The sequence below is a fragment of the Streptomyces sp. AM 4-1-1 genome (assembly GCF_029167625.1).
GTDB lineage: Bacteria > Actinomycetota > Actinomycetes > Streptomycetales > Streptomycetaceae > Streptomyces.
The window spans coordinates 4,832,034-4,858,095 of record NZ_CP119145.1 but is presented as its reverse complement, the minus strand read 5'-3'; the positions used below and the strand labels follow the sequence as shown (position 1 = coordinate 4,858,095).

Genomic DNA, 26,062 nt, shown 5'->3' with positions numbered 1-26,062 from the left:
GGATGATGCCCGGCAGCCGCCATAACGCGCGCACGGTTACGCGTTCTTCTCGCGCTCCAGGTCACGCTTCGCCAATTGCAGACATTCGGAGATGAACGGGTAGTAGGAGCGCAGGGCCCAGCGTCCGGTCTCGACGAGCGGGACGAGGTTCGCGTCGGCGAGCGTGAGGAGATTGGTGAGCTGCCGTTCATTGAACGCGGTGTGCCCCTGGTCGATCTCCACGTGCTCGGCGATGAAGGTGAAGCCGTTCTCCCCCAGGGCCTTCCGGCAGCGTTCGAGGATTCCGGGGAGGACCACGACCGAGAACCTTTCGATCTCGTACTCTATGCCGATCTGGAGGTAGGGCCTGACACCGCCGATGACCTCTTCGTGCATGGCGATGTATTTCCGGGTGGAATACAGGGGTCCACTGGCGATCAGCCGCTCGACGTCGATCGGGACCTTGGCACGCTCGTTCCACTTCTCGGCCAGGGCGCGGGCGTCCTCCATCATCAGCTTTTCGTGCCCAGCCTCGGCCCTGGCGTGTGCGGCCAGCGCCCGGCCGAGTTCGGGGAGTCCGACGTCGGTGGAGCGCCGCCCGGCCAGGGCGATCCAGGACTCGACCTGTTCCGTCATCCGGACGCCGTGCGCGGTCCAGCGCAGGTTCCACAGGTGGAACAGGTCGTCCGGGGTCGAGGGGTCGAGGAGGAACTTGATGTCCGGGCTGTTCTCGAACTCCGTGCGGGTCGCGGCCAGGGCGATCTCGTAGCGTTCGAACAGTTCCCCCTTGGTCACGAGTTCTTCCTTGGTCACGGCTGATTCCTCTGCTGTGGTCACGACTGTTTCCCTTCCTTGTTCCTTGGTTTCGGTCGGTGTTCGATCAGATCTGGTGCCGGGGCCGGGTGGAAGTGGCGACCAGATGCACTTCGTCGTCGTACCGGGGTATCGTGGTCGGCTTTTCCGTGACGCGTTCCCAGCCGCAGCGCCGAAAGACCCTTTCCTGCCCGTCCCGGGTTCCGGCGATTGCCCATATGAGTCGGCGTTCGGTCTCGTGCCCCAGGGCTGCCGCAGCCCGGAGGAGGACTCCTCCCAGACCTTTCCGCTGCCAGGCGGGGTCCATGACGAAACGGCCCAACTCGTACACCTGCCCAGGGGAACAGCCGTAGCGTTCCATGGTCAGTTCACCTGTACAAGGATCGATGTAGAGGCTCTGGCTGGTGGCGAGAATTCTTTCCAGCAGTGCGAGGCGCAGACACCCAACCATTCGGTCCGACTGATCGCGCATGATGAAGTGGTACGCGGTCAGGTCGTGCGGATCGGCGTCCACGAATCGATCGCCGGCATCCCGGAATTCCGGTCTCCGACCGTCCTCCCAGAGGACCCGCGCACGGAACTGCCGTAGTTCTTCCAGCCAGGACGGTGGCACGCTCGCATCGAGAAAGCGAATATGGAGATCTGGCATGATGCGCATGAGAGATCCAAGCTGCACGGTGAGGGCAGACGCTTCCGCCCATAACGTTGCGAAGAATCCGTGGGGGAAATTCTCCGCCGTTCGGTGATGTGCAACAACCCTGCGGCAAGGGACGTCAGACCGGTTTCACGGCTGAAGTCTGGCAGCCGCCCCTTACCGCATGCAAGGGGCGAAATGGCTCCCGGCTCAGAATGTCCAAAAGGGGTGCGTGCCTGTTGATCCAGATTTCCGGCGACAGCTCATGGCGTCGATCTTCGGAGAGATACCGGCCGCCGGAATCCGTGCGGGTGAGCCACCCTTTTCGATACAGGCCCTACGGCGTGACCCGGCGGGCCAGGAGCCAGGGCTCCACGACGCCCAGCCCGCGCACCGGCCGCTGCCACATCGGCTGCAAGCCGTACCGGTACCGGGGCTCGGGCGCCGGTACGTCACCCTCCTGGCCGTCGGTGAGCCCGGCCTCTCTCGCCTCCCGGGCCTTCCTGGCCGCCGCGGCGGCCTCCGCCGCCTGCGCCTCGGAGGCCGGGGCGTCTCCGGTCCGGGTCAGCTCCTCGGCGAACGCGCCGTCCACCAGCACCGCGTCCTTCGGCGCTATGGAGGTGAGCCGGCTGGCGAGGTTCACCGTCGTACCGAAGACATCGCCCATCCGGGTCGTGACCGTGCCGAACGCGATGCCGACGCGCAGCTCGGGCATCATGTCGTCCTGGGCCATCGCCTCGATCAGCCGCAGCGCGATCTCGGCGGCGGTGCCCGCGTCGTCGGCGGCGAACAGGACCTCGTCGCCGAGCGTCTTGATCAGCCGGCCGCCGTGCGCGGCGACCAGATCGGCGCAGGTCGTCTCGAACGACTCGACCAGCTCGCCCAGCTCCTCCTCCTCAAGCCGCCTGGTCAGCCGGGTGAAGCCGACCAGATCGGCGAAGCCGACGGCGAGCCTGCGGTCGACCATCTCCTCGTCGTCCGCCGCCTGCACGACCCGGCCGGTCGCGGCGGCGAGCTGCCGCCGCCACACATACACCAGGAACTCCTGGAGCTCCGGCAGCAACAGCTCGACCAGCGGGTACGTGACCTCGGTGCGTGTCATGCCCGGCTCGGGCGGCTCGGTCAGCCCCGCCAGGAAGGAATCGATCTGCCACTCCGCCAGCCGGGCGGTGGTCTGCCCGGTGGACCGGGCGACCTGGATCGCCATCGGCTCGCTGAGCAGCCCGGCCTCGACCAGCCCGGCCAGGCGCCGCAGCGCCAGGACGTCCGCCTCGGTGAGCGCCTTGGCCTGGCCGATGTCGGCGAAGCCCATGGCCCGCCAGAACCGCGACGCCAGGTCCATCGAGACCCCGGCCGTGCGGGCGGCCTGGAACGGCGTGTAGCGGCGGTCGGCCCCCAGGATCAGCTGTTCCAGCCGGATGGCGAGGGGGTCGTCGGTGGGCTCCGCCGTGTGATCGACTTCGTGATGCGGCGTGGAGTGGACCGAGGGGTCGGACGGGGGCTGTTCGCCCGCGCCGGACGTCGTGTCGTCGACGGTCACCAGCCGCCTCCTGCCCGTTCCCTGCGCACTGCCCTGCCGATCTGTCGCTGGATCGCCTCAACGATACGGCAGGTGTGCCCTGGCTCACGTCCTCGGTCAACCGGCGCCTTCGCGCACCACCCGGTCGCGCGGCGTACGGGAGCGTCGCCGGGCGCGGTGCGGTACCGGGAGGACGGCGTACGGCAATACCCGCAGGCTCGATGCGGTTCCCGCGCGAGCACGGCGTACGGGAACGCGGCCGGGACCGGTGCGGCTCCCCCGCCGGGCGCCGGCCCGCCGCCCCGGACCGCCCGACACACGTGCCCCGGACCTCCGCGACGCACGCGGACCCATGCCGCCCCTGGCCCGCCCGACGCACCGCCGGCGCACTCCGCCCGGACCGCCCGACACACGTGCCCCGGACCTCATGCGACGCACACGGACGCATGCCACCCCTGGCCCGCCCGACGCACCGCCGGCACACTCCGCCCGGACCGCCCGACACACGTGCCCCGGACCTCCGCGACGCACGCGGACGCATGCCACCCCTGGCCCGCCCGACGCACCGCCGGCACACTCCGCCCGGACCGCCCGACACACGTGCCCCGGACCTCCGCGACGCACGCGGACGCGCCCCACCCCCGGGCCCGCCCGTCACACCCGCGGACACGCCCGGTCCGGGCCCCGCGTCACACCCCGGGAACTCTCCGCCCAGACCGCCCGTCACCCTGCGGAACGCTCAGCTCGGACCGCCCGTCCCAGCCGCCGGAACGCTCAGCTCAGGCCGCCCGCCGCGCCCCGCAGATGCACGATGTCGCCCGCCGAGATCGGTGCCCTGAGTCCGTCGTCCGTCGAGAGGACGAGCCGTCCGTCGCCGTCGATCGCGACCGCCTCGCCGACGAGCGCGCGGTCACCGGGCAGCTCCGCCCGTACCCGCCGCCCCAGCGTCGCGCAGCCCGCCGTGTACGCCTCCTGGAGTCCGGAGGCCGTGGCGTCCCCCGCCGCGTCGCGCCACTTCCCGTACCAGTGCTCCAGGGACCGCAGCACGCCCCGCAGCAGCGTCAGGCGGTCGGTGGAGACCGCCCCGGCGAGTGCCAGTGAGGCGGCGGTCGGCACGGGCAGCTCGTCCTCGCGGAGGGACACGTTGATGCCGATGCCGACGACCACCCCGTCCCCGGCCCGTTCGGCGAGCATCCCGCCCGCCTTGCGCTCCACCCCGTCCACCGTGACCAGCAGGTCGTTGGGCCACTTCAGGGCGGTGTCCACGCCCGCCGCCCTGGCCAGCCCGGTCGCGGTGGCGACCCCGGCGAGCAGCGGCAGCCAGCCCCAGCGCTCGGCCGGGACGCCGTCCGGGACCAGATGGACGGAGAAGAACAGGCCCGAGCGCGGCGGCGCCGACCAGGCCCGGTCCAGTCGGCCCCGGCCGGCGGTCTGCTCCTCCGCGACCAGCACGGCCCCCTCGCCGAGCGCGTCGGCCCGCGCCACGAGGTCGGAGTTGGTGGAGCCGGTCGTTCCGACCACGTCGAGCGAGGTCCACAGAGAGCCGGGCCGCAGCAGGCCGCGCCGCAGCGCGGGCACGTCGAGGGGCGGCCGGTCCAGGTCCGACCAGCGGTTGTGGGATGCGTCCGGAGGCGTCATGCGAACCACCCTAGGTCTCCGCCCGGAGCGGCCCGGACCAGGGAATCGGAGCGACCCGGATCAGGAGCGGTGCCCGGCCCCGCGAGCCCGGTGTGATCCGGATGAGGGGTCCTGGGTGTGGCCAACGACGCACTGCCGAACGGTATCGGCGCCGATACCCTACGGATCAGTAGCCGTTTCCGCGGCCGCTCGGACGTCAGGGCCGCGCGACCGCCGTCTCGGCAGCCCTCCGAGCACAGAGTGCTCAGTCGTCCCCGTGACCAGGCAGGGAGCCGCCACCCGATGTCCGAGCCGGAAGAGATCGACACCCGCACCACCGCCGGAAAGCTCGCGGACCTGCGACGCCGGATCGACGAGGCGACCCACGCGGGTTCCGCACGCGCCATCGAAAAGCAGCACGCCAAGGGCAAGTTGACCGCCCGGGAACGGATCGGTCTGCTGCTCGACGAGGATTCCTTCGTGGAGCTGGACGAATTCGCCCGGCACCGCTCCACCAACTTCGGCATCGAGAAGAACCGCCCGTACGGGGACGGTGTCGTGACCGGCTACGGCACGGTCGACGGCCGTCCCGTCTGCGTGTACTCGCAGGACTTCACCATCTTCGGCGGCTCGCTCGGCGAGGTCTACGGCGAGAAGATCGTCAAGGTGATGGACTTCGCGCTGAAGACCGGCTGCCCGATCATCGGCATCAACGACGGCGGCGGCGCCCGCATCCAGGAGGGTGTGGTCGCGCTCGGCCTGTTCGCGGAGATCTTCCGCCGCAATGTGCACGCCTCGGGTGTCGTGCCGCAGATCTCGCTGATCGTCGGACCGTGCGCGGGCGGCGCGGTCTACTCCCCCGCGATCACCGACTTCACGGTGATGGTCGACCAGACCTCGCACATGTTCATCACGGGTCCCGACGTCATCAAGACGGTGACCGGCGAGGACGTCGGCTTCGAGGAGCTGGGCGGAGCCCGTACGCACAACACCACGTCCGGCGTCGCGCACCACATGGCGGGGGACGAGAAGGACGCCATCGAGTACGTCAAGTCGCTGCTGTCGTACCTCCCTTCGAACAACCTCTCCGAGGCACCCGCGTTCCCGGAGGAGTCGGACCTGACGGCGACCGACGAGGACCGCGCGCTCGACAGCCTCATCCCGGACTCGGCGAACCAGCCGTACGACATGCACACAGCCATCGAACACGTGCTGGACGACGGCGAATTCCTGGAGACCCAGGCCCTGTTCGCGCCGAACATCCTCACCGGCTTCGGCCGGGTCGAGGGCTACCCGGTCGGCATCGTCGCCAACCAGCCCCTCCAGTTCGCCGGTTGTCTGGACATCAACGCGTCGGAGAAGGCGGCGCGTTTCGTCCGCACCTGCGACGCGTTCAACATCCCGGTGCTGACCTTCGTCGACGTGCCGGGCTTCCTGCCGGGCGTGGACCAGGAGTACGGCGGCATCATCCGGCGAGGCGCCAAGCTGATCTTCGCGTACGCGGAGGCGACCGTCCCGCTGATCACGGTGATCACCCGCAAGGCGTTCGGCGGCGCGTACGACGTCATGGGCTCCAAGCACCTCGGCGCGGACATCAACCTGGCGTGGCCGACCGCGCAGATCGCGGTGATGGGGGCGCAGGGAGCGGTGAACATCCTGCACCGCCGCACGATCGCCGCGGTCGCCGACCCGGACGAGGCCGAGGCCACCCGCGCCGAGCTGATCGACGACTACGAGAAGACGCTGCTCAATCCGTACGTGGCGGCCGAGCGCGGATACGTCGACGCGGTGATCATGCCGTCCGACACCCGGGCCCACCTGGTCAAGGGCCTGCGCCAGCTGCGTACGAAGCGCGAGTCGCTGCCCCCGAAGAAGCACGGCAACATCCCCCTCTAGAAAGGGCGTTGGCCATGATCAAGGTCGTACGGGGCAACCCGACCCCGGAGGAGCTGGCCGCCGCGCTGGCGGTGGTCCGGGCGCGCGCCGCGGCGACGGCCGCCGTGTCGTCCGGCGCACCGGCCCCCGCCGAGCAGTGGTCCGACCCGGCCCGGATCGCCCGCGCGGGCCGCCCGCGTCCGGGCCCACGGGCGTGGGCCCGGACGTACTGGCCCGGATGACCGGCGCCCCTTCCGAGGGACGTTCCGGGACCGTTCATCGCACTGATGTCGCATGACGATCGTCGGCTCGAACAGGGGAACGCGAAGGGCCCCGTACTCCTGAGTACCCGTACTCAGGCGTACGGCGGTCCGTCGCCGCACCATCGGAAACATGCTGTGGTCCGATCCCGAGAACAAGCCGCCGAAGGAACTGCGCGACGCCGAGGACATGCTGCGGCGCGCGGGGTCGCTGCTCGCGCTCGCCATGGTGATCGCGATGTTCGTCCTGGGGCTCCGCTGAGCACCCCCTGGGGCCCGGCCGAACGCTCCCGCTGGGCCCGGCCGAGCGGACTCCCCTGAGGCCCCACCGGGCAGCCCGGCCCCGGGACTCCGCTGAGCGGACCGCTCCTCGGCCTCCGGTCCGTCGGCCGCCCGGCCCGACCGTCTGTCCGGCCCGACCGTCTGTCCGGCCCGAGCCATCCGTCCGGCTGCCCGTGCCACCGCGCGCCCACCGGTCCCCCGGATGCCTTCTACGATGGCCCGCATGACTGATCAGCGGCGTCTCGTGCTCGCCTCCGCCTCCCCCGCCCGTCTCGGTCTGCTGCGCCAGGCCGGCCTCGCCCCCGAGGTGATCGTCAGCGGAGTGGACGAGGACGCGCTGTCCGCCGCCAACCCCACCGAACTGGCCCTCGTGCTGGCCCGTGCCAAGGCCGCCGCGGTCGCCGCGCGCCCCGAGGCCGCGGGCGCGCTCGTCATCGGCTGCGACTCGGTCCTGGAGCTCGACGGGGAAGCGCTCGGCAAGCCCGCCGACGCCCAGGAGGCCACCGCCCGCTGGACGTCCATGCGCGGCCGGGCCGGAGTGCTGCGCACCGGCCACAGCCTGATCGACACCGCCGACGGGCGCACCGCCTCCGCGACCGCGTCCACCACGGTCCACTTCGGCGAGCCGACGGACGCCGAGATCGCCGCCTACGTCGCCTCGGGCGAACCTCTGCACGTCGCGGGCGCGTTCACGCTGGACGGCCGCTCGGCCCCGTTCGTCGACTCCATCGAGGGCGACCACGGAAACGTCATCGGGCTCTCGTTGCCGCTGCTGCGCCGCCTGCTGGGCGAGCTGGAGATCTCCGTGACGGACCTGTGGGTCTGAGGGGCTGAGAGTTCCGCCGGGCTGCCGGGCCGAGAGCCCCTCGGCCGGTCCTCTCCCGCACGCGGCGGACCTGGCGTGGGACCCCCGCGCGCGAACGTCGGGACCCGCACCCGAACCCCGCGTGCGGCCTCCGGACGCCCGTCGGAGGCGCGGCGGACCCGTGCTCCGGGCGCGCCCCTTCCCGGCCGGGCGCCCGGCGGGCAAAGAATCGCTCGCCGGTTCATAGGAACCCCACAAAGAATCGGCGGAAGCGACTGCCCGTATTCACAGAGATCTGAGCCACACCTTGTGGCTACTGTGCGGTCAGAGATCCCGACGTACCGTGGTGCGACAAGGATTTTGCGACTTGAGCGGGCCTCGAATCACGCTCCGTGTGGGCAAGCTCACCTCTGGGGACGGGTCGTAGGGCCGTGTCGACAGTCCCTAAACTCAGCTTGTTCCAAGGAGGGAGCCATCGTGCGCAAGGTGCTCATCGCCAACCGTGGCGAAATCGCTGTCCGCGTTGCCCGGGCCTGCCGGGACGCCGGGATCGCGAGCGTAGCCGTCTACGCCGACCCGGACCGGGACGCCCTGCACGTCCGCGCGGCAGACGAGGCGTTCGCCCTGGGCGGTGACACCCCGGCCGCCAGCTATCTGGACATGGCCAAGGTGCTCCAGGCGGCCAAGGACTCGGGGGCCGACGCCATCCACCCCGGCTACGGCTTTCTCTCCGAGAACGCCGAGTTCGCCCAGGCCGTCATCGACGCCGGACTCACCTGGATCGGTCCGCCGCCCCAGGCCATCCGCGACCTGGGTGACAAGGTCGCGGCCCGCCACATCGCCCAGCGCGCCGGCGCCCCGCTCGTCGCGGGGACGCCCGACCCGGTCTCCGGGTCGGGGGAGGTCGTGGCGTTCGCCGAGCAGAACGGCCTCCCGATCGCGATCAAGGCGGCCTTCGGCGGCGGCGGACGCGGCCTGAAGGTCGCCCGTACCCTCGAAGAGATCCCCGAGCTGTACGACTCCGCGGTCCGCGAGGCCGTCGCCGCCTTCGGCCGCGGCGAGTGCTTCGTGGAGCGCTACCTCGACAAGCCGCGCCACGTCGAGACGCAGTGCCTGGCCGACACCCACGGCAACGTCGTCGTCGTCTCCACCCGCGACTGCTCGCTCCAGCGCCGCCACCAGAAGCTCGTCGAGGAAGCCCCCGCCCCGTTCCTGACCCAGGAACAGAACGCCGAGCTGTACGCGGCGTCCAAGGCCATCCTCAAGGAGGCCGGATACGTCGGCGCGGGCACGGTCGAATTCCTCGTCGGCCTGGACGGCACCATCTCCTTCCTTGAGGTCAACACCCGCCTCCAGGTCGAACACCCGGTCACCGAAGAGGTCACCGGCATCGACCTGGTCCGCGAGATGTTCCGCATCGCCGACGGCGAGGAACTCGGCTACGACGACCCCGCCGTGCGCGGCCACTCCTTCGAGTTCCGCATCAACGGCGAGGACCCCGGGCGCGGCTTCCTGCCCGCCCCCGGCACCGTCACCGCCTTCCGTACCCCCAGCGGCCCCGGCGTCCGTCTCGACGCGGGTGTCGAGTCGGGCAGCGTCATCGGCCCCGCCTGGGACTCCCTCCTCGCCAAGCTCGTCGTCACCGGGGCCACCCGCCGACAGGCCCTGGAGCGCGCCGCCCGCGCACTGGCGGAGTTCCAGGTCGAGGGCATGGCCACCGCCATCCCCTTCCACCGGGCCGTCGTCGTCGACCCCGCGTTCACCGCCGACCCGTTCCGAATCCACACCCGGTGGATCGAGACCGAGTTCGTCAACACCATCAAGCCCTTCGCCGCCCCCGCGGACGCGGACGGCGACGAGGAGACCGGCCGCGAGACCGTCATCGTCGAGGTCGGCGGCAAGCGTCTTGAGGTCTCCCTGCCCTCCTCGCTGGGGATGTCCCTGGCCCGCACCGGTCTCGCGGCCGGTGCCAGGCCCAAGCGCCGCGCGGCGAAGAAGGCGGGCTCGGCGGTCTCCGGCGACACCCTGGCCTCCCCCATGCAGGGCACCATCGTCAAGATCGCCGTCGAGGAGGGCCAGCAGGTCCAGGAGGGCGACCTCGTCGTCGTCCTGGAAGCCATGAAGATGGAGCAGCCCCTCAACGCCCACCGCGCGGGCACCGTCAAGGGCCTCACCGCCGAAGTGGGCGGCTCCGTCTCGTCGGGCGCGGTCATCTGCGAGATCAAGGACTGACCTCCTTCCCCGTAGTTCGTACTGCCGAGGGCCCGCCGCCGGAAGTGTCACCACCTCCGGCGGCGGGCCCCCGTCCGTGTTCCGCCCCTCCCTCAGCAGCGTGGTCCGCCCCCGCTCCCGTCCGGTGGCATCCTGGAGCCCGGGGACGGAGACAGGGAGGACTGCGCGATGGCGACCAGCACGGCACCGACGCCGGCCCGGCCGATGCGCGCCGACGCGCGTCGCAACTACGACCGACTGCTCGCCGAGGCCCGTACCGCCTTCGCGGAACACGGCACCGACGCCTCGCTGGAGGACATCGCGCGCCGCGCGGGCGTGGGCATCGGCACGCTGTACCGGCACTTCCCGAACCGGCACACGTTGATGAACGCGGTCTTCCAGGACGCCCTGGCGGCCCTGCTGGTCCGCTCCCACGACCTGGCGGAAGCACCCAGACCGTGCCGGGCGCTGGTGGAGTGGCTGGGCGCGATCGTCACCCACGCGGGCGCCTACCGTGGACTCGCCCAGGCGCTCATGTCGGCCTGCGGGGACACCGATTCGGCACTGGTCAACTGCAACGTCCCGCTGCGCGAAGCGGGCGCGAGACTCCTGGCACGAGCCCAGGCCGGCGGCTCGGTGCGCCAGGACGTCTCCATCGACGACCTGCTGCAACTCACGAACGCCATCGCCCTGGCCGCCGAACAGTCCCCCTCCGACCCGGCCCTGGCGACCCGGTTGCTCTCCCTGACCCTCCACGGCCTCCGCACCGGCTCGGCGGCGCCGACGGCGGGGTAGTGCTTCCGGGATCGACGGTCCTTGCGGCACTGCGCGGGCAGGCGGAAGGGGCCATGAATGGTGTTCATGGCCCCTCCGGGGTGTGGCGACTGCTCCGTTCCATGGACCGGCACGGCCTGCCAGGAGCGTTACCGGTGCCGCTCCGGGCAGGCATCGCCGGTCATGACGCCAGGGCCGCTTCCGGCGCTAGTGCCGTGACCGGCGCTGTTTGTCCGTCAAGGAGCGTCGTCCGGTGTGTGCGATCGCAAGGCGACCGGCAGTCCTGAAGGGGGTCCCCCCTGATCCTCAGGACCTTGGGGGAGGAGCTACCAGAGCTTTTGACCAACGCGGTGAGGATGGGGCCTCCCCTGGTCGAGCGGAGCCGAGAGCTCGGGGAAGTGCTGGGCGGCGCGACAGGGCAAAGCCCGCCGGGAGCGGCACTAGCAGTACGGAACCGGCGAGAGGTTCTCGACGTACCGGGCCGTGACCCAGCCGGTCCGGCTGCCGCCGAGCTTGTACCAGATGTCGTTGCCGTCGACGCGCTCGCTACGGACCTTGCAGACCAGGGTGATGATCGTGCCCGGAGGGATCGTGCCGATGACCGGGGAGCTGGTGGTCGGCCGCGAGTGGACATTGAGCGGGATCTTCGAGATGACCTTGCCCTTGGCGTACGCCGCGGACGGGTCCGCTTGCGGGGCCTGGGGCGACTGGGGCCGCGGGGCCGTCTGCGGCGCTTGGTGCAGCGGGGCCAGGTGCGGTGCCTGGTGGACCGCGGCCGGGTGCGGGGCCTGGTGGAGCGGGAGCTGGTGGAGCGGGGCCGGCTGCACGGGCTGCGGCAGCGGGGCCGTGCGCGTGCCCGACATGGTGTCAGGGGCGGTGGAGGCGACGGCCGGTGTGGCGGCCAGGGCCCCCGCACCGGCGATCACGAGTGCGGCGAGCGTCGTGGCGACCTGACGCTGGATGCGCGACCTGTTCACGATTGCCTCTTTCGTTCTTGGGTGTTTTCTCCCTTATGGCACGGCCGGCACCGGACCCGCCAGAGCGTCGAGGAATCCTCACCCGGACGAGGCAACGAACGAGGTGACACCAGCTATTTGTCCGACCGGAGCGGCGGACCTGACCGCTCCCGTGTCCGTCGGACGTGGCTTCGAGGACGAGGTCAGCGGCGGCGCAGGTCGGCCACCCGAGCGCGGTCCGCCGGGATCTGGTCCGCCAGGGAGGCGGTCGCACTGCGCAGCTGCGGGCCCGGACCACCACCCCCATGGGTGCGGCGCTGCCCCGGCAGCGGCATCTCGCGCCGGGGCGGCCTCCCCGGCGGGACGGTGTCCCCGCCCGGGGCCCCCGCCCCCGAGCCCGCCACCGTGATCTGAATCCCCTGGTCCGCCAGGGCCTGGAGTTCGGTGGCGGCGCGTTCGTCGTGACCGGGCGGCTCGTCCGTCACGAGCCGGGTGATCAGATCCGTGGGCACGGTCTGGAACATCGTGTCGGAGCCGAGCTTGGTGTGGTCCGCCAGGACCACCACCTCCGCGGCGGCCTGCACCAGCGCCCGGTCGACGCTCGCCGAGAGCATGTTGGAGGTGGACAGTCCGCGTTCCGCGGTGAGCCCGCTCCCGGAGAGGAACGCCCGGGAGACCCGCAGCCCCTGAAGGGACTGTTCGGCGCCGCTGCCCACCAGGGCGTAGTTGGAGCCGCGCAGCGTGCCGCCGGTCATCACCACCTCCACCCGGTTGGCGTGGGCCAGCGCCTGGGCGACCAGCAGCGAGTTGGTCACGACGGTCAGACCGGGGACCCGCGCGAGCCGGCGGGCCAGCTCCTGCGTGGTCGTACCGGCGCCGACCACGATGGCCTCGCCCTCTTCGACGAGACCGGCGGCGAGATCGGCGATGGCCGTCTTCTCCGCGGTGGCGAGATGGGATTTCTGCGGGAAGCCGGACTCCCGCGTGAAACCGCCCGGCAAGACCGCACCGCCGTGCCGGCGGTCGAGGAGTCCTTCTGCCTCCAGTGCCCGCACGTCCCGCCGTACGGTCACTTCGGAGGTCTGGACGACGCGGGCGAGCTCACGGAGCGATACCGCCCCGTTGGCGCGCACCATTTCAAGGATCAACTGACGACGTTCTGCAGCGAACACGGAACTGACAGTAACCTGACCGCTCGACAGTTTTCAGCAGTTTGCGCCGAATAACAGAAGTTGTGCACACAAGGGGCCGCCAAGTGATATAGGCGGCCCCGTTGTTGGCGAGAGGTGTTCCGTACGGACCGAACACCCACCGGAGTTGACGGTGAGCGATGCCCTTGTCCCGGTTCGCGGCTTTTTAGGCCTCGTCGGCGCTCTTGCGGGTGTGCAACTGCCGTGCCACTTCGGCGATCGAACCCGACAGGGACGGGTACACCGTGAAGGCGTTCGCGATCTGTTCCACCGTCAGGCTGTTGTCGACCGCGATCGAGATCGGATGGATGAGTTCGCTCGCCCGCGGCGCCACGACACAGCCGCCGACCACGGTGCCGGTGCCGGGCCGGCAGAAGATCTTGACGAAACCGTCCCGGATGCCCTGCATCTTGGCGCGCGGGTTGCGCAGCAGCGGCAGCTTCACCACCCGGGCGTCGATCCGGCCCGCGTCGACGTCCGCCTGGCTGTAGCCGACGGTGGCGATCTCCGGGTCGGTGAAGACGTTCGAGGAGACCGTCTTGAGGTTCAGCGGGGCCACCGCGTCACCGAGGAAGTGGTACATCGCGATCCGGCCCTGCATCGCGGCGACCGAGGCCAGCGCGAAGATGCCGGTGACGTCACCCGCCGCGTAGATGCCGGGGGCGCTGGTCCTGGAGACCTTGTCGGTACGGATGTGGCCCGACTCCTTGAGCCGTACCCCTGCCTCCTCCAACCCCATGTCCGCGGTGTTCGGGATGGCGCCGACCGCCATCAGGCAGTGGCTGCCGGAGATGACACGGCCGTCGGAGAGGGTGACCTCGACCCGGTCGCCGACCCGCTTCGCGGACTGGGCGCGGGAGCGGGCCATGACGTTCATGCCGCGACGCCGGAAGACGTCCTCCAGCACGGCCGCCGCGTCCGGGTCCTCGCCCGGCAGCACCCGGTCCCGGGAGGAGACGAGGGTGACGTGGGACCCGAGCGCCTGGTACGCGCCGGCGAACTCGGCGCCGGTCACACCGGAACCGACCACGATCAGCTCTTCGGGCAGCTCGTCCAGGTCGTAGACCTGGGTCCAGTTCAGGATGCGCTCGCCGTCGGGGAGCGCGTCGGGGATCTCCCTGGGGTGCCCGCCGGTCGCGACGAGCACCGCGTCGGCGGTCAGCGACTCCTCCGTACCGTCGGCCGTGGTCACCACGACCTGGCGGGAGCCGTCCGCCGCCTGGAGCCCGGACAGTCTGCCGCGACCGCGCATCACGCGGGCACCGGCCCGGGTGACGGACGCGGTGATGTCGTGCGACTGGGCGAGCGCCAGGCGCTTCACCCGCCGGTTGACCTTGCCCAGGTCGACGCCGACCACCCGGGCCGCCTGCTCGATCGAGGGTGTGTCGTCCGCGACGATGATGCCCAGCTCCTCGTACGAGGAGTCGAAGGTGGTCATCACCTCCGCCGTCGCGATCAGGGTCTTCGAGGGTACGCAGTCGGTGAGTACGGACGCGCCGCCGAGGCCGTCGCAGTCGACGACGGTCACCTCCGCGCCGAGCTGGGCGCCCACCAATGCCGCCTCGTACCCGCCTGGTCCGCCGCCGATGATCACGATCCGGGTCACGAAAAGTCCGCCTCGGTTTGTCATCCCGCGGCCGTCTGCCGCCCCGGCCGGGGGTCCGGGGGGTCGCCCCGGGGGGAATGCAGTACGTACTCCATTGTCCCGCACCCGCCGACGGGCTTCGCCCCGGGGCCCTCCATACGGGGCCGGACCCTCCCGCGCGGCGGACCCCCGCCCTCCGCATACCCTCACCGGGGCGTGCGCCCGCGCGCACCTGACTTCCGCCGATTCACTCCCGTCCCAGGGCTTCGGTAAAGGAATCGGCACTCCCGGGGCCGCCTCCCGTACTCTCGACCTCATGTCGCTCTACGCCGCGTACGCCGGCAACCTCGACGCGCGGCTGATGACCCGCCGCGCCCCTCATTCCCCGCTGCGCGGCACCGGCTGGCTCAACGGCTGGCGGCTGACCTTCGGGGGCGAGCAGATGGGCTGGGAAGGCGCGCTGGCCACCGTGGTGGAGGCGCCCCGCTCACAGGTCTTCGTGGCGCTGTACGACCTCGCGCCGATGGACGAGGACTCCATGGACCGCTGGGAGGGCGTCGGCCTCGACATCTACCGGCGGATGCGGGTACGCGTGCACACCCTGGACGGTGAGGAACCGGCCTGGATGTACGTGCTCAACGGGTACGAGGGAGGGCTGCCGTCCGCCCGCTACCTGGGCGAGATCGCGGACGCGGCGGAGTCGGCGGGCGCGCCCCACGACTACGCGATGGAGCTGCGCAAGCGCCCCTGCTGAGCGTCGGCGCCCTGCTCCCACCCGTCCCGTAGGGCCGGTGCGCGGCCACGCCGGTCCTCGACGTGTGCGAACGGTGTGCGCGAACGATGTGTGCGAAAGCACGAACATGTTCGGCCAGGCTCTGCTCCTGAACATCTACGCGCGTAGGGCTTCAGCGGTTACCCTCATCGGCGTGAACGCATCTGTTATTCCGGACAACATCCAGGGCGACCCGCTTGCCGCCGCCACCGACGCCGCCGCCCGCCTGCGCGAGCTGACCGGTGTCGAGACCCACGACGTCGCTCTCGTGATGGGCTCCGGCTGGGCGCCCGCGGGCGACGCGCTCGGCACCCCGGAGGCCGAGTTCCCGGTGACCGCGCTCCCGGGCTTCCCCCCGCCCGCCGTCGAAGGGCACGTCGGGCTGATCCGCTCGTACCGGATCGGCTCCAAGCGCGTCCTGGTCTTCCTCGGCCGCACGCACTACTACGAGGGCCGGGGGGTGGCCGCCGTCGCGCACGGCGTGCGCACCGCCGTGGCCGCGGGCTGCGGGACCGTCGTGCTGACCAACGGCTGCGGCGGGCTGCGCGAGGGAATGCGTCCCGGGCAGCCGGTGCTGATCAGCGACCACATCAACCTCACGGCGACCTCGCCGATCGTCGGCGCCAACTTCGTCGACCTGACCGACCTGTACTCGCCGCGGCTGCGCGCGCTGTGCAGGGAGGTCGACGACAGCCTCGAAGAGGGCGTGTACGTGCAGTTCACCGGCCCGCACTACGAGACCCCGGCCGAGATCGGCATGGTCAGGGCGATGGGCGGCGACCTGGTCGGCATGTCCACCGTGCTGGAGGCCATCGCGGCCCGCGAGGCCGGCGCCGAGGTGCTGGGCATCTCGCTGGTGACGAATCTGGCCGCCGGATTGTCCGGCGAACCCCTCAACCACGAGGAGGTCCTCCAGGCGGGGCGCGACTCGGCGGCCCGGATGGGGTCGCTGCTGGCCCGCGTGCTGGACCGCATCTGACCACGCCCGACCGCGCGTGACCGTGCCCGACCGCGCGTGACCACGCCGTGTCCGACCGCGTCCTGGGGCTTCCCGGCCATGTCCGTCCGCAGCGTCCGGAAGCGACTGTCCACGTCCGGATGCTTCCGGATGCTGCGGATGCTTCCGGCCGTACCTGACCGTGTCCGGAAGCGATCGTCCGCGTCCGACGGCGTCCGGCCGCGTCCGACGGAGCGGTCCCTGGCGGGTCGGGGCCGGGCCCGGGGCGCCGAGGGACCCGGGCCCGTACCCCCGACTCCACCCGTACCCCATCCCCCGAGAGGCGGACACCGTGCAGCACGATCACGACGACCTCGTCGCGCAGGCCAGGGCCTGGCAGGCCGAGGACCCCGATCCCGAGACCCGCGACGAGCTGGGCGCGCTGATCGCGTCCGGCGACCGGGACGCGCTCGGCGAGCGTTTCGCCGGGACGCTCCAGTTCGGTACGGCCGGGCTCCGCGGTGAGCTGGGGGCCGGGCCGATGCGGATGAACCGGGCCGTCGTCATCCGGGCCGCCGCCGGACTCGCCGCCTACCTCAAGGCCACCGGACAGGGCGACGGGCTCGTGGTCATCGGCTACGACGCCCGTCACAAGTCCGCGGACTTCGCGTCCGACACCGCCGCCGTGATGACCGGCGCCGGGCTGCGGGCGGCCGTGCTGCCGCGCCCCCTGCCCACCCCGGTGCTGGCGTACGCCATCCGGCACCTGGGCGCGGTCGCGGGCGTCGAGGTCACCGCGAGCCACAATCCGCCGCGCGACAACGGTTACAAGGTCTATCTCGGTGACGGCTCGCAGATCGTGCCCCCCGCCGACGCCGGGATCGCCGACGCCATCGCCTCGGTCGGCCGGCTCGACGAGGTGCCCCGGCCGGAGAGCGGCTGGCAGGTCCTCGGGGACGAGGTCCTGGCCGCGTACCTCGCCCGGACGGACGCCGTGCTCGCCGAGGGTTCGCCGCGTACCGCCCGTACCGTCCACACCGCGCTGCACGGCGTCGGCACGGCCGTCCTGACCGCCGCCTTCGCCCGGGCCGGCTTCCCCGCACCGGTGCTCGTCGCCGAGCAGGCGGAACCCGATCCCGAGTTCCCCACCGTCGCCTTCCCGAACCCGGAGGAGCCCGGCGCGATGGACCTCGCGTTCGCCACCGCCCGCCGCGCCGATCCGGCGCCCGATCTGATCATCGCCAACGACCCGGACGCCGACCGCTGCGCCGTCGCCGTGCCTGACGGCGACGAGGACTGGCGGATGCTCAGCGGCGACGAGGTGGGCGCGCTGCTCGCCACCCATCTGGTCGACCGGGGCGCCACCGGTGTGCTCGCCGAGTCGATCGTGTCGTCGTCGCTGCTCGGCCGGATCGCCGAGAAGGCCGGTCTGGGGTACGAGGAGACGCTGACCGGGTTCAAGTGGATCGCCAGGGCCGACGGGCTGCGGTACGGGTACGAAGAGGCGCTCGGCTACTGCGTCGACCCGGACGGGGTGCGCGACAAGGACGGCATCACGGCGGCGCTCGTGATGGCCGAGCTGGCGTCCACGCTGAAGGAGCGGGGCCGCACGGTCCTGGAACTCCTCGACGACATCGCCGTCGAGCACGGCGTGCACGCCACCGGGCAGCTGGCGGTGCGGGTGGCGGATCTGTCGCTGATCGCGGACGCCATGCGGAAGCTGCGCGCACACCCGCCGACCACGCTCGCGGGTCTGGCCGTCACGTCCGCCGAGGACCTGGCCGAGGGCACGGAGTCCCTGCCGCCCACGGACGGCCTGCGCTACCGGCTGACGGGCGCCCGGGTGATCGTCCGCCCGAGCGGCACCGAACCCAAGCTGAAGTGCTACCTGGAAGTGGTGGTCCCGGTCACCTCGGCGGCCGGACTGCCCGCGGCCCGCGCGAAGGCCGACGAACTGCTCACCGCGCTCAAGCGGGACCTGGCGGCCGCTGCCGGAATCTGAGGGAGCCGCGGCTCGCGGAAGCAGGGGGAGGTCGCGGCTTCAGGAAACCGGGGGAAGCGGCTGCCGGAAACCGGACGAGCCGGGGCCGCCGGAAGCCGGAGGAGTCGGGGCCGCCGGAAACCGGAGGAGTCGGGGCCACCGTAAGCCGAGGAGCCGGGGCCGCCGGAAGCCGGGGGACGCGACGCGCGTGCTCCTGTCCTCTTACGGCTGCCGCTGCCCCACCACGCACGGCGCCCCGGGGCGCGCCCGTCGGCCGGGGCCCCGGGCGACGGGCGCGGGCCGAAAGCCGTGCCAGGGGACCCGGGCCGTGGGGCGCGGGCCGGGAAGCCGGGCCTGACCCGGCCGGAGACCCGGGCCTGGAAGCGCGGGACCGGGGGCGCGGGCAGAAAGCCGTGCCGGGGGCGCGGACCTGCGGCGCCAGGTGCGAGGGCAAGGAGCGCGGGCCTGAAGCGCCAGGTGCGCGGGTCTGAGGCACGAGCCGGGGAGCCGGACCGGGAACCCCGGGCCTAGAGGCGGGCCGGGAAGCCGAGCCGGGGACCCGGGACCGAGGACCCGGACCCGGACCTAACGGCGGGCCTGGGCGCGGGCGAGGAGCGCGGGCCGGAGACACGAGCCGGAAGGCGGGCCGGGAAGCGCGAGCCGGGGACGCCGACCGGGAAGCCGGGCCCGGAGGCGCGGGTCCGGGGCGCGGGTGAGGAGCGCGAGCCGGGGCGCGAGACGGAAAACCGGACACGGAACCCGGGCCTGGAAGCGCGAGCCTGGAAGCGCGGGCCTGGAAGCGCGGGCCTGGCGCGCGAGCCGAACCCGGCTCCGCTCCCGCGCCCGCCAGGGCCCGGATCAGCCGATCGCGAGCAGCACCACGAGCAGCACCGCGCCCGCGACGGCCGGTGCGATGACCTCGTAGGCCCAGCGGACCGACGCCTCCGTGCGGGGCGCGTCGGGTGTGTGGCCCGCACGCTCCGCGAGTTCGCGCAGATCGAGCACGGCCTGGTCGGCGACCGCGGTGCGCGCGGCCTTGTCGCGGATGTCCGCGTGCACCGACGTCCTGCCGTACGGATCGTCCTGGGACTGCCGGGACGCCCGCCGCGCGGCCCGCTTGCGCTGCCGCAGCGAGACCGGGACGGCCCACAGCTGGTACTTGGCGCCGTCGTTCGTGAACAGCTCGCTGGAGTAGCCGGCCCGCACATCGGCGACGTCCGTCCACGGCAGCGTGATCGTGCGGAACGGGTTGCGGATGCGGATGCGCTCGGCCCCCGCGGAGACCACGGGGCGCAGGGTGAAGGCGACGATCAGCGGTACGGCGAACAGCAGTCCCGCCAGTGCCACCCACGGAACCCGTCCGTCGCCCCTGATCAGCGCGTCGCCGCCGACCAGGACGACGAGGAGAAGTGTCAGCCCACCGCCGACCAGCCCGGCGGGCGACCGGAAGGTCCGGTCGGCGTAGGTCGGCTCGGTGGGCGGAGTGGGGCTCGTCATGGGGCCGATTCTGCCTGACGCGGACGGCGAACGGCGGTGCGGCCGGTCACAGCACGGCCACGACGTCGGAAGCGGCCTCGGTCACGGCACGGCCACCGCCATGGCGCCGACCGGCCACCGCCGTGGCGCCGACCGCCGGCACAGCACGAACGACCGCGGTGGCGCCGGCTGCGGTCGCAGCGCGGCCACGGTGGTGGCATCGGCCCCCTGTACAGGTCGCTACGCGCGTAGATATGCTCCTCTGGTGACCATGCCCACCACCCACGCACACGCATTCGCCGACGCGACCGCGTCCGACAGTGCGCTGCGCAGCTTCCTGCACGGGCTGCCCGGCGTCGACCCCGTCGGCCTCGAAGCGCGCGCCGCGTCCCTCGGTACCCGTTCGATCAAGACGACGGCCAAGGCGTACGCGATCGACCTGGCCATCTCGATGATCGACCTGACGACGCTGGAAGGCGCGGACACCCCGGGCAAGGTCCGGGCGCTCGCGGCCAAGGCCGTCCATCCCGATCCGACCGACCGCACGACGCCGCGCACCGCCGCGGTCTGCGTCTATCCCGACATGGCGGCGACGGCCGTCGCCGCGCTGGCCGGGTCCGGCGTGAAGGTCGCGTCCGTCGCGACCGCCTTCCCGGCCGGGCGCGCGGCGCTCGACGTCAAGCTCGCGGACGTCCGCGACGCGGTGGCGGCCGGGGCCGACGAGATCGACATGGTGATCGACCGCGGCGCCTTCCTCTCGGGCCGCTACCTCAAGGTGTACGAGGAGATCGTCGCCGTCCGGGCCGAGTGCGGCACGGCCCGGCTGAAGGTCATCTTCGAGACCGGCGAGCTGTCCACGTACGACAACATCCGGCGTGCCTCCTGGCTCGGGATGCTGGCGGGCGCGGACTTCATCAAGACGTCGACCGGCAAGGTCGGGGTCAACGCCACTCCCGCGAACACCCTGTTGATGCTGGAGGCCGTGCGCGACTTCCGGGACCGTACGGGGGTGCGGGTCGGGGTGAAGCCCGCGGGCGGCATCCGGACCGCGAAGGACGCGATCAAGTTCCTCGTGCTGGTCAACGAGACGGCGGGCGAGGACTGGCTGGACAACCACTGGTTCCGCTTCGGCGCGTCGAGTCTGTTGAACGACCTGCTGATGCAGCGTCAGAAGCTCAGCACCGGCCGGTACTCCGGCCCCGATTACGTGACGGTGGACTGATCCCCATGACATCAGCGTTCGAGTACGCGCCCGCTCCGGAGTCGCGTTCGGTCGTCGACATCGCCCCGTCGTACGGCCTGTTCATCGACGGCGAGTTCACCGAGGCGGCCGACGGCCAGGTGTTCAAGTCGGTCAGCCCCTCGACCGAGGAGGTGCTGTCCGAGGTCGCCCGGGCGGGCGCCGCCGACGTCGACCGGGCCGTGAAGGCGGCCCGCAGGGCGTTCGAGAAGTGGTCGGCGCTGCCCGGTTCCGAGCGCGCCAAGTACCTGTTCCGGATCGCCCGGATCATCCAGGAGCGCTCCCGCGAGCTGGCCGTCCTCGAAACCCTGGACAACGGCAAGCCGATCAGGGAGACCCGTGACGCGGACCTCCCGCTGGTCGCGGCGCACTTCTTCTACCACGCGGGCTGGGCCGACAAGCTCGACCACGCGGGCTACGGCGCGAACCCGCGTCCGCTGGGTGTCGCCGGGCAGATCATCCCGTGGAACTTCCCGCTCCTGATGCTGGCGTGGAAGATCGCCCCGGCCCTCGCCACCGGCAACACCGTGGTGCTGAAGCCGGCCGAGACCACCCCGCTCTCCGCGCTGTTCTTCGCGGACGTCTGCCGCCAGGCGGGGCTGCCGAAGGGCGTCGTCAACATCCTGACGGGGTACGGCGACGCGGGCGCCGCGCTCGTGGAGCACCCGGACGTGAACAAGATCGCGTTCACCGGTTCGACCGCCGTCGGCAAGGCCATCGCCCGCCAGGTCGCGGGCACCGACAAGCGCGTCACGCTCGAACTCGGCGGCAAGGGCGCCAACATCGTCTTCGACGACGCGCCGATCGACCAGGCCGTCGAGGGCGTCGTCACGGGCATCTTCTTCAACCAGGGCCAGGTCTGCTGCGCGGGCTCACGTCTCCTCGTACAGGAATCCGTGCAGGACGAGCTGCTGGACGCGCTCAAGCGCCGGCTCACCACGCTCCGGCTCGGCGACCCGCTGGACAAGAACACGGACATCGGCGCCATCAACTCGGCGGAGCAGCTGTCCCGGATCACCGCGCTCGCCGAGACCGGTGAGGCGGAGGGCGCGGAGCGCTGGTCGGCTCCGTGCGAACTGCCGTCGGCGGGCTACTGGTTCGCGCCGACCCTGTTCACCGGTGTCACACAGGCGCACACCATCGCCCGCGACGAGATCTTCGGCCCGGTGCTGTCGGTGCTGTCGTTCCGTACCCCGGACGAGGCGGTCGCCAAGGCCAACAACAGCCAGTACGGCCTGTCGGCCGGCATCTGGACGGAGAAGGGCTCCCGCATCCTCGCGGTGGCGAACAAGCTCCGGGCGGGCGTCGTCTGGGCCAATACGTTCAACAAGTTCGACCCGACCTCGCCCTTCGGCGGCTACAAGGAGTCGGGTCACGGCCGCGAGGGGGGCCGCCACGGCCTGGAGGCGTACCTCGCGCCGTCGAGTCCGAAGGGCGAGCACTGATGAGCACGGTCGACCGACTGAGCGTCTTCAAGACCTACAAGCTGTACGTCGGGGGGAAGTTCCCCCGCTCCGAGAGCGGCCGGGTGTACGAGGTGACGGACTCCAAGGGCACATGGCTGGCGAACGCGCCGCGGTCCTCCCGCAAGGACGCCCGGGACGCGGTCGTCGCGGCCCGTAAGGCGTTCGGCGGCTGGTCGGGCGCGACCGCGTACAACCGGGGCCAGGTCCTCTACCGGGTCGCGGAGATGCTGGAGGGCCGCCGGGACCAGTTCGTACGGGAGGTCGCGGACGCCGAGGGCCTTTCGAGGTCCAAGGCGGGGGCGGTCGTCGACGCGGCGATCGACCGCTGGGTCTGGTACGCGGGCTGGACCGACAAGGTCGCCCAGCTGGTGGGCGGGGCGAACCCGGTCGCGGGCCCGTTCCTCAACCTCTCCACCCCCGAGCCGACCGGGGTCGTCGCGGTCCTGGCCCCGCGCGACTCGTCGTTCCTGGGCCTGGTCTCGGTGATCGCCCCGGTCATCGCGACGGGCAACACGGCGGTGGTCGTGGCCTCCGAGAGGTCCCCGCTCCCCGCGCTCTCGCTGGGCGAGGTGCTGGCCACCTCGGACCTGCCGGGCGGTGTGGTGAACGTCCTGTCCGGCAAGGCCGCGGAGATCGCGGCCCCGCTCGCCTCCCACCAGGACGTGAACGCGATCGACCTCACGGGCGCCGACGCCGGGCTGGCGAAGGAGCTGGAGATCGCGGCGGCGGACAACCTCAAGCGGGTCCTGCGTCCGCGGCGGGCGGACGGCGAGGACGGCAAGGACGGGGGGCGCGGCGACGGCGACTGGTTGACCGATCCGGGCACGGCGCGGCTGACGGCCTTCCTGGAGACCAAGACGGTCTGGCACCCCACCGGGGCCCTCGGCGTCTCCGGCTCGTCGTACTGACCCACGGCCTGCCCCACGGCCTGCCCCCGGCGCCCGGTCGGCGTGGGACGGCCCTCGGCCCCTTCGGACATCCCCAGGGTCTCCGAAGGGGCCGCGCCGGCCTCCGCGGATCAGCTCGCCGGGGACCCGGTCAGCAGCGTGGTGACCGTGCCCACCAGCGGCAGGTCCTTCAACGCGCCCCCGCTGGTGATCGGGTCGGTGAGGGACGCCGTGCTGAGCGGCTTGAAGTCGGCGACCTGGGTGCCCACCGTGTTGTTCAGCGGGTCCGTGCCGGTCCCGGCCAGCGGGTCGAGGCGCAGATGCGTGACCGGGGTGAGGCTCCCGGCGAGCGATGTCCCGAGCGCGCTGGTCAGCGCGGAACCGGCCGTGTCACCGACCTCGCCCAACGGGCCGCCGGTCCCGAGCGACGAGAGGGCGGGGAGCGGCGCCGCCTGGGCCGCCGCACCCCCCGCCCCGAGCGCCGCGCCCACGGCGGTGAGGGTCAGTCCGGCGCGCAGCAGAGCGCGGCGCCTGGGCTTGGACAGTGCGTGACGTGCCATGTTTTTCCCACCTGTTCGAGTGTGGTCGGTAATCGACTGAATGCGCAGAGTAGTTGAGATGGGCTGCCGGGTACCAACAGGACGACCCGGGGGTCCCCTGCCCGGGTCAATGCCTCACACTGCTGTTCTGTGAGTCCCCAACCGATCCCGACCCGTGTCGTGCTGCTCGCGGGCCCCTCCGGCTCCGGAAAGTCCTCCCTGGCCGCCCGCACCGGGCTGCCGGTGCTGCGCCTGGACGACTTCTACAAGGAGGGCGACGACCCGTCGTTGCCCCTGGTCCCGGGGAGTACGGACATCGACTGGGACTCCGTGCGGTCCTGGGACGCGGAGGCCGCGGTGGCCGCCATCGGGGAGCTGTGCCGCACGGGGCGTACGGACGTCCCGGTGTACGACATCGCCACCAGCGCCCGGGTCGACCGCGAAACCCTGCACATCGACCGGACGCCGCTGTTCGTGGCCGAGGGCATCTTCGCGGCGGACATCGTCGACCGCTGCCAGGAACTGGGACTGCTCGCGGACGCCCTGTGTCTGCGCGGTCGCCCGACGACGACGTTCCGCCGCCGGCTGGTGCGGGATCTGCGGGAGGGCCGGAAGTCGGTGCCGTTCCTGCTGCGCCGGGGCTGGCGGTTGATGCGCGCCGAACGCCGGATCGTGGCCCGCCAGACCGCGCTGGGCGCCTATCCGTGCGGCGCGGATGAGGCCCTGGGACGGCTGGCGGCGGCCGCGGCGGGCCGCTGCCGGCGCACGGCCCCGGCCCGCGGGGCGGCGTAGGCGGCGCGAGCGCCTTGACGGGCGGGGCGGCCCACGGCGCGTGTGCGTGCCGTGCGTCGTGAGGCCGGCGCCGTGCGTCGTGACGCGGACGCGAGTGCGTCGTGGCGGGCGCCCGTGCCTCGTTCGTCGTGAAGTGGACGTCCTGTGCCGAGGCCGGCGCCTTGTGCCGGAGCCGTGTGCCGTACGGGCTGACGCCGTGTGTTGTGGGGGCGGACGCCGCCGCGTGCCGTACGGGCTGACGCCGTGTGCGGGCCGGGTCGGCCGAGGACGGCGCCGTGCGTGTCCGGACAGGCGTCGTGTGCGGGGCCGGGCCGACCGAGGCCGTGTGCGGGTCGGGCCGGGCTGGTCAGGCCCGCGGGCGGTCCCGGTAGGAACCGTTGGGCGGGGTGCGCGACGCGCACGTTCGGGGACGCGACGCGACGCGCTGTGGGGCCGGACAGGACCCCCCGGCCCGTCCGGCCCCACAGCGCTTCCCCCGTACCCCCACCCCCGTATCCCCCCGCTTTCCCCCGTCCCCCGTTCCCCCCGCTTCCCCCGCTCCCCCGTTGCCTTCAGGCCACCAGCTCGCCGAAGGACTCCTCCTCGTCACGGCCGAAGCTGAGGACCTCGTCCTCGCGCAGCCGACGGAGCGACCGCCAGATGCTCGACTTCACCGTGCCGACACTTATGCCGAGGATCGACGCGATCTCCGGGTCCGTGCGGCCCTCGTAGTAACGGAGGACCAGCATCGTCCGCTGGAGTTCGGGCAGCCGGGCGAGCGCCTGCCAGAGCACGGTGCGCAGTTCGGTGCCGCGCATCGCGTCCGTGTCGCCCGCCGTCTCCGGCAGTTCCTCGGTCGGGTACTCGTTGAGCTTGCGCCGGCGCCAGGCGCTGATGTGCAGATTCGTCATGGTGCGGCGCAGATATCCGCCGACCGCCGCCTTGTCGGTGATCCTGTCCCACGCCCGGTACGTCGAGAAGAGGGCGCTCTGGAGCAGATCCTCGGCCTCGAACCGGTCGCCGGTCAGGTGGTAGGCGGTCGCGTACAGGGAGGCGCGGCGCTCCTGGACGTAGGCCGTGAACGCCACTTCGGCGCTCTCGGTCTCCGCCGGGGCCTTCCGCTCCCCCGTGCCCTCCCCGTGCGCGTTCCCCCCGCGTACCGCCTTCTGCGCGTCGCGCATCGCCATGAGGGACGTGCGCCCCTGCTCCGCCGTGGCGGTGGACGGGTGCTGACGCCCGATGCCTCGGACGCATCCCCGTCCGCCCCCGAGCTCCCGGCCCCGCTCCAGCAGCGAGGTCCCCGCTCCGGCGCCGGCCTTCTCGGTGCTCCGACCGACGTCGTGGAGCCGTGTGACAACTGCGCTTGAGGTGGTGCTGTGCAGTGCGTTCATCTGGCGCCCCCCATCGGTGGAGTCCGTTCGTTCCGTGTGGCACCGAGCTTGCCGGGGCAGTTTCATCGCGCTGTCCCCCATCTGTCACAGACCTGTCACAGG

Annotated in this window: 23 protein-coding genes; 13 read left to right on the top strand and 10 right to left on the bottom strand. The window is 72.0% G+C overall.

Annotation, left to right across the window (positions count from 1 at the left end):
- Positions 1-36: 36 nt before the first annotated feature.
- The 4 genes from PZB75_RS20675 to PZB75_RS20660 form a co-directional block, all read right to left on the bottom strand.
- Positions 37-816, bottom strand: coding sequence for a hypothetical protein (locus PZB75_RS20675; protein ID WP_275536780.1), 780 nt, complete (start codon positions 814-816; stop codon positions 37-39).
- Positions 817-859: 43 nt separating this feature from the next.
- Complete coding sequence (locus PZB75_RS20670; RefSeq protein ID WP_275536779.1) at positions 860-1,450, bottom strand: GNAT family N-acetyltransferase; 591 nt, start codon at positions 1,448-1,450, stop codon at positions 860-862.
- A gap of 313 nt (positions 1,451-1,763) precedes the next feature.
- Positions 1,764-2,966, bottom strand: a complete 1,203-nt coding sequence (locus tag PZB75_RS20665; RefSeq protein WP_275536778.1) for an adenylate/guanylate cyclase domain-containing protein — start codon at positions 2,964-2,966, stop codon at positions 1,764-1,766.
- Between the two features lie 753 nt (positions 2,967-3,719).
- Positions 3,720-4,583 carry a biotin--[acetyl-CoA-carboxylase] ligase gene (locus PZB75_RS20660; RefSeq protein ID WP_275536777.1) on the bottom strand — a complete coding sequence of 288 codons (864 nt, stop codon included), beginning with the start codon at positions 4,581-4,583 and terminating at the stop codon, positions 3,720-3,722.
- A gap of 282 nt (positions 4,584-4,865) precedes the next feature.
- Here PZB75_RS20660 and PZB75_RS20655 point away from each other — a divergent pair, with 282 nt between their 5' ends.
- The 6 genes from PZB75_RS20655 to PZB75_RS20630 all read left to right on the top strand — a co-directional run bounded on the left by PZB75_RS20655 (position 4,866) and on the right by PZB75_RS20630 (position 10,790).
- A complete protein-coding gene (locus PZB75_RS20655) occupies positions 4,866-6,458 on the top strand; it encodes an acyl-CoA carboxylase subunit beta (protein WP_275536776.1) in 1,593 nt (530 codons plus the stop codon).
- Positions 6,459-6,472: 14 nt separating this feature from the next.
- Positions 6,473-6,679, top strand: a complete 207-nt coding sequence (locus tag PZB75_RS20650) for an acyl-CoA carboxylase epsilon subunit (protein ID WP_275536775.1) — start codon at positions 6,473-6,475, stop codon at positions 6,677-6,679.
- A 151-nt stretch (positions 6,680-6,830) separates the two neighbouring features.
- Positions 6,831-6,959, top strand: a complete 129-nt coding sequence (locus tag PZB75_RS20645) for a hypothetical protein (RefSeq protein ID WP_275536774.1) — start codon at positions 6,831-6,833, stop codon at positions 6,957-6,959.
- A gap of 234 nt (positions 6,960-7,193) precedes the next feature.
- On the top strand, positions 7,194-7,805 hold the full coding sequence (locus PZB75_RS20640) for a nucleoside triphosphate pyrophosphatase (RefSeq protein ID WP_275536773.1): 612 nt from the start codon (positions 7,194-7,196) through the stop codon (positions 7,803-7,805).
- A 456-nt stretch (positions 7,806-8,261) separates the two neighbouring features.
- Positions 8,262-10,016, top strand: a complete 1,755-nt coding sequence (locus PZB75_RS20635) for a biotin carboxylase N-terminal domain-containing protein (RefSeq protein WP_275536772.1) — start codon at positions 8,262-8,264, stop codon at positions 10,014-10,016.
- A gap of 168 nt (positions 10,017-10,184) precedes the next feature.
- The gene (locus PZB75_RS20630; protein ID WP_275536771.1) at positions 10,185-10,790 is read left to right on the top strand and encodes a TetR/AcrR family transcriptional regulator; all 606 of its coding nucleotides are present in this window, start codon (positions 10,185-10,187) and stop codon (positions 10,788-10,790) included.
- A gap of 419 nt (positions 10,791-11,209) precedes the next feature.
- Here the strand turns inward: PZB75_RS20630 and PZB75_RS20625 are convergent, their stop codons facing one another.
- The 3 genes from PZB75_RS20625 to PZB75_RS20615 form a co-directional block, all read right to left on the bottom strand.
- The gene (locus PZB75_RS20625; protein WP_275536770.1) at positions 11,210-11,746 is read right to left on the bottom strand and encodes an SH3 domain-containing protein; all 537 of its coding nucleotides are present in this window, start codon (positions 11,744-11,746) and stop codon (positions 11,210-11,212) included.
- A gap of 182 nt (positions 11,747-11,928) precedes the next feature.
- Positions 11,929-12,897, bottom strand: a complete 969-nt coding sequence (locus PZB75_RS20620) for a DeoR/GlpR family DNA-binding transcription regulator (protein WP_275536769.1) — start codon at positions 12,895-12,897, stop codon at positions 11,929-11,931.
- Positions 12,898-13,081: 184 nt separating this feature from the next.
- On the bottom strand, positions 13,082-14,521 hold the full coding sequence (locus PZB75_RS20615; protein WP_275536768.1) for an NAD(P)H-quinone dehydrogenase: 1,440 nt from the start codon (positions 14,519-14,521) through the stop codon (positions 13,082-13,084).
- 295 nt (positions 14,522-14,816) lie between these two features.
- On the opposite strand from PZB75_RS20615, the gene PZB75_RS20610 reads away from it, so the two are divergent.
- From PZB75_RS20610 to PZB75_RS20600, 3 genes are all read left to right on the top strand, one after another.
- Entirely contained in the window at positions 14,817-15,254 is a 438-nt protein-coding gene (locus PZB75_RS20610; protein ID WP_275536767.1) for a gamma-glutamylcyclotransferase, read from the top strand.
- 172 nt (positions 15,255-15,426) lie between these two features.
- Positions 15,427-16,251, top strand: a complete 825-nt coding sequence (locus PZB75_RS20605) for a purine-nucleoside phosphorylase (RefSeq protein ID WP_275536766.1) — start codon at positions 15,427-15,429, stop codon at positions 16,249-16,251.
- Positions 16,252-16,561: 310 nt separating this feature from the next.
- Positions 16,562-18,211 (top strand): phospho-sugar mutase, encoded by a 1,650-nt coding sequence (locus PZB75_RS20600; RefSeq protein ID WP_275536765.1) that lies wholly within the window; start codon positions 16,562-16,564, stop codon positions 18,209-18,211.
- 837 nt (positions 18,212-19,048) lie between these two features.
- Here PZB75_RS20600 and PZB75_RS20595 read toward each other — a convergent pair.
- Positions 19,049-19,687, bottom strand: coding sequence for a PH domain-containing protein (locus PZB75_RS20595; RefSeq protein WP_275536764.1), 639 nt, complete (start codon positions 19,685-19,687; stop codon positions 19,049-19,051).
- Positions 19,688-19,937: 250 nt separating this feature from the next.
- Between PZB75_RS20595 and deoC the strand changes: the two genes are divergently transcribed.
- The 3 genes from deoC to PZB75_RS20580 are packed head-to-tail and all read left to right on the top strand — an operon-like array spanning position 19,938 to position 23,280.
- Complete coding sequence (gene deoC / locus PZB75_RS20590; protein WP_275538792.1) at positions 19,938-20,888, top strand: deoxyribose-phosphate aldolase; 951 nt, start codon at positions 19,938-19,940, stop codon at positions 20,886-20,888.
- Between the two features lie 5 nt (positions 20,889-20,893).
- Complete coding sequence (locus PZB75_RS20585; RefSeq protein ID WP_275536763.1) at positions 20,894-22,351, top strand: aldehyde dehydrogenase family protein; 1,458 nt, start codon at positions 20,894-20,896, stop codon at positions 22,349-22,351.
- Positions 22,351-23,280: an aldehyde dehydrogenase family protein gene (locus PZB75_RS20580; protein ID WP_275536762.1), complete on the top strand. Its 930-nt coding sequence runs from the start codon at positions 22,351-22,353 to the stop codon at positions 23,278-23,280. The genes PZB75_RS20585 and PZB75_RS20580 overlap by 1 nt, the downstream gene beginning before the upstream one ends.
- Before the next feature lie 110 nt (positions 23,281-23,390).
- Here the strand turns inward: PZB75_RS20580 and PZB75_RS20575 are convergent, their stop codons facing one another.
- A complete protein-coding gene (locus PZB75_RS20575) occupies positions 23,391-23,819 on the bottom strand; it encodes a hypothetical protein (RefSeq protein WP_275536761.1) in 429 nt (142 codons plus the stop codon).
- Between the two features lie 129 nt (positions 23,820-23,948).
- Between PZB75_RS20575 and PZB75_RS20570 the strand changes: the two genes are divergently transcribed.
- Positions 23,949-24,590 (top strand): uridine kinase, encoded by a 642-nt coding sequence (locus tag PZB75_RS20570; protein ID WP_275536760.1) that lies wholly within the window; start codon positions 23,949-23,951, stop codon positions 24,588-24,590.
- A 551-nt stretch (positions 24,591-25,141) separates the two neighbouring features.
- Here the strand turns inward: PZB75_RS20570 and PZB75_RS20565 are convergent.
- The gene (locus PZB75_RS20565; RefSeq protein WP_275536759.1) at positions 25,142-25,960 is read right to left on the bottom strand and encodes a SigE family RNA polymerase sigma factor; all 819 of its coding nucleotides are present in this window, start codon (positions 25,958-25,960) and stop codon (positions 25,142-25,144) included.
- Between the last annotated feature and the right edge of the window lie 102 nt (positions 25,961-26,062).

Excerpts from the sequence above, each read along its gene's own strand:
- PZB75_RS20640 (WP_275536773.1), top strand. The coding sequence starts at position 7,194 with ATGGCCCGCATGACTGATCAGCGGCGTCTCGTGCTCGCCTCCGCCTCC.
- PZB75_RS20660 (WP_275536777.1), bottom strand. The coding sequence starts at position 4,583 with ATGACGCCTCCGGACGCATCCCACAACCGCTGGTCGGACCTGGACCGG.
- PZB75_RS20565 (WP_275536759.1), bottom strand. The coding sequence starts at position 25,960 with ATGAACGCACTGCACAGCACCACCTCAAGCGCAGTTGTCACACGGCTC.
- PZB75_RS20645 (WP_275536774.1), top strand. The coding sequence starts at position 6,831 with ATGCTGTGGTCCGATCCCGAGAACAAGCCGCCGAAGGAACTGCGCGAC.
- PZB75_RS20655 (WP_275536776.1), top strand. The coding sequence starts at position 4,866 with ATGTCCGAGCCGGAAGAGATCGACACCCGCACCACCGCCGGAAAGCTC.
- PZB75_RS20630 (WP_275536771.1), top strand. The coding sequence starts at position 10,185 with ATGGCGACCAGCACGGCACCGACGCCGGCCCGGCCGATGCGCGCCGAC.
- PZB75_RS20670 (WP_275536779.1), bottom strand. The coding sequence starts at position 1,450 with ATGCGCATCATGCCAGATCTCCATATTCGCTTTCTCGATGCGAGCGTG.
- PZB75_RS20580 (WP_275536762.1), top strand. The coding sequence starts at position 22,351 with ATGAGCACGGTCGACCGACTGAGCGTCTTCAAGACCTACAAGCTGTAC.
- PZB75_RS20610 (WP_275536767.1), top strand. The coding sequence starts at position 14,817 with ATGTCGCTCTACGCCGCGTACGCCGGCAACCTCGACGCGCGGCTGATG.
- deoC (WP_275538792.1), top strand. The coding sequence starts at position 19,938 with ATGCCCACCACCCACGCACACGCATTCGCCGACGCGACCGCGTCCGAC.
- PZB75_RS20595 (WP_275536764.1), bottom strand. The coding sequence starts at position 19,687 with ATGACGAGCCCCACTCCGCCCACCGAGCCGACCTACGCCGACCGGACC.
- PZB75_RS20650 (WP_275536775.1), top strand. The coding sequence starts at position 6,473 with ATGATCAAGGTCGTACGGGGCAACCCGACCCCGGAGGAGCTGGCCGCC.
- PZB75_RS20585 (WP_275536763.1), top strand. The coding sequence starts at position 20,894 with ATGACATCAGCGTTCGAGTACGCGCCCGCTCCGGAGTCGCGTTCGGTC.
- PZB75_RS20575 (WP_275536761.1), bottom strand. The coding sequence starts at position 23,819 with ATGGCACGTCACGCACTGTCCAAGCCCAGGCGCCGCGCTCTGCTGCGC.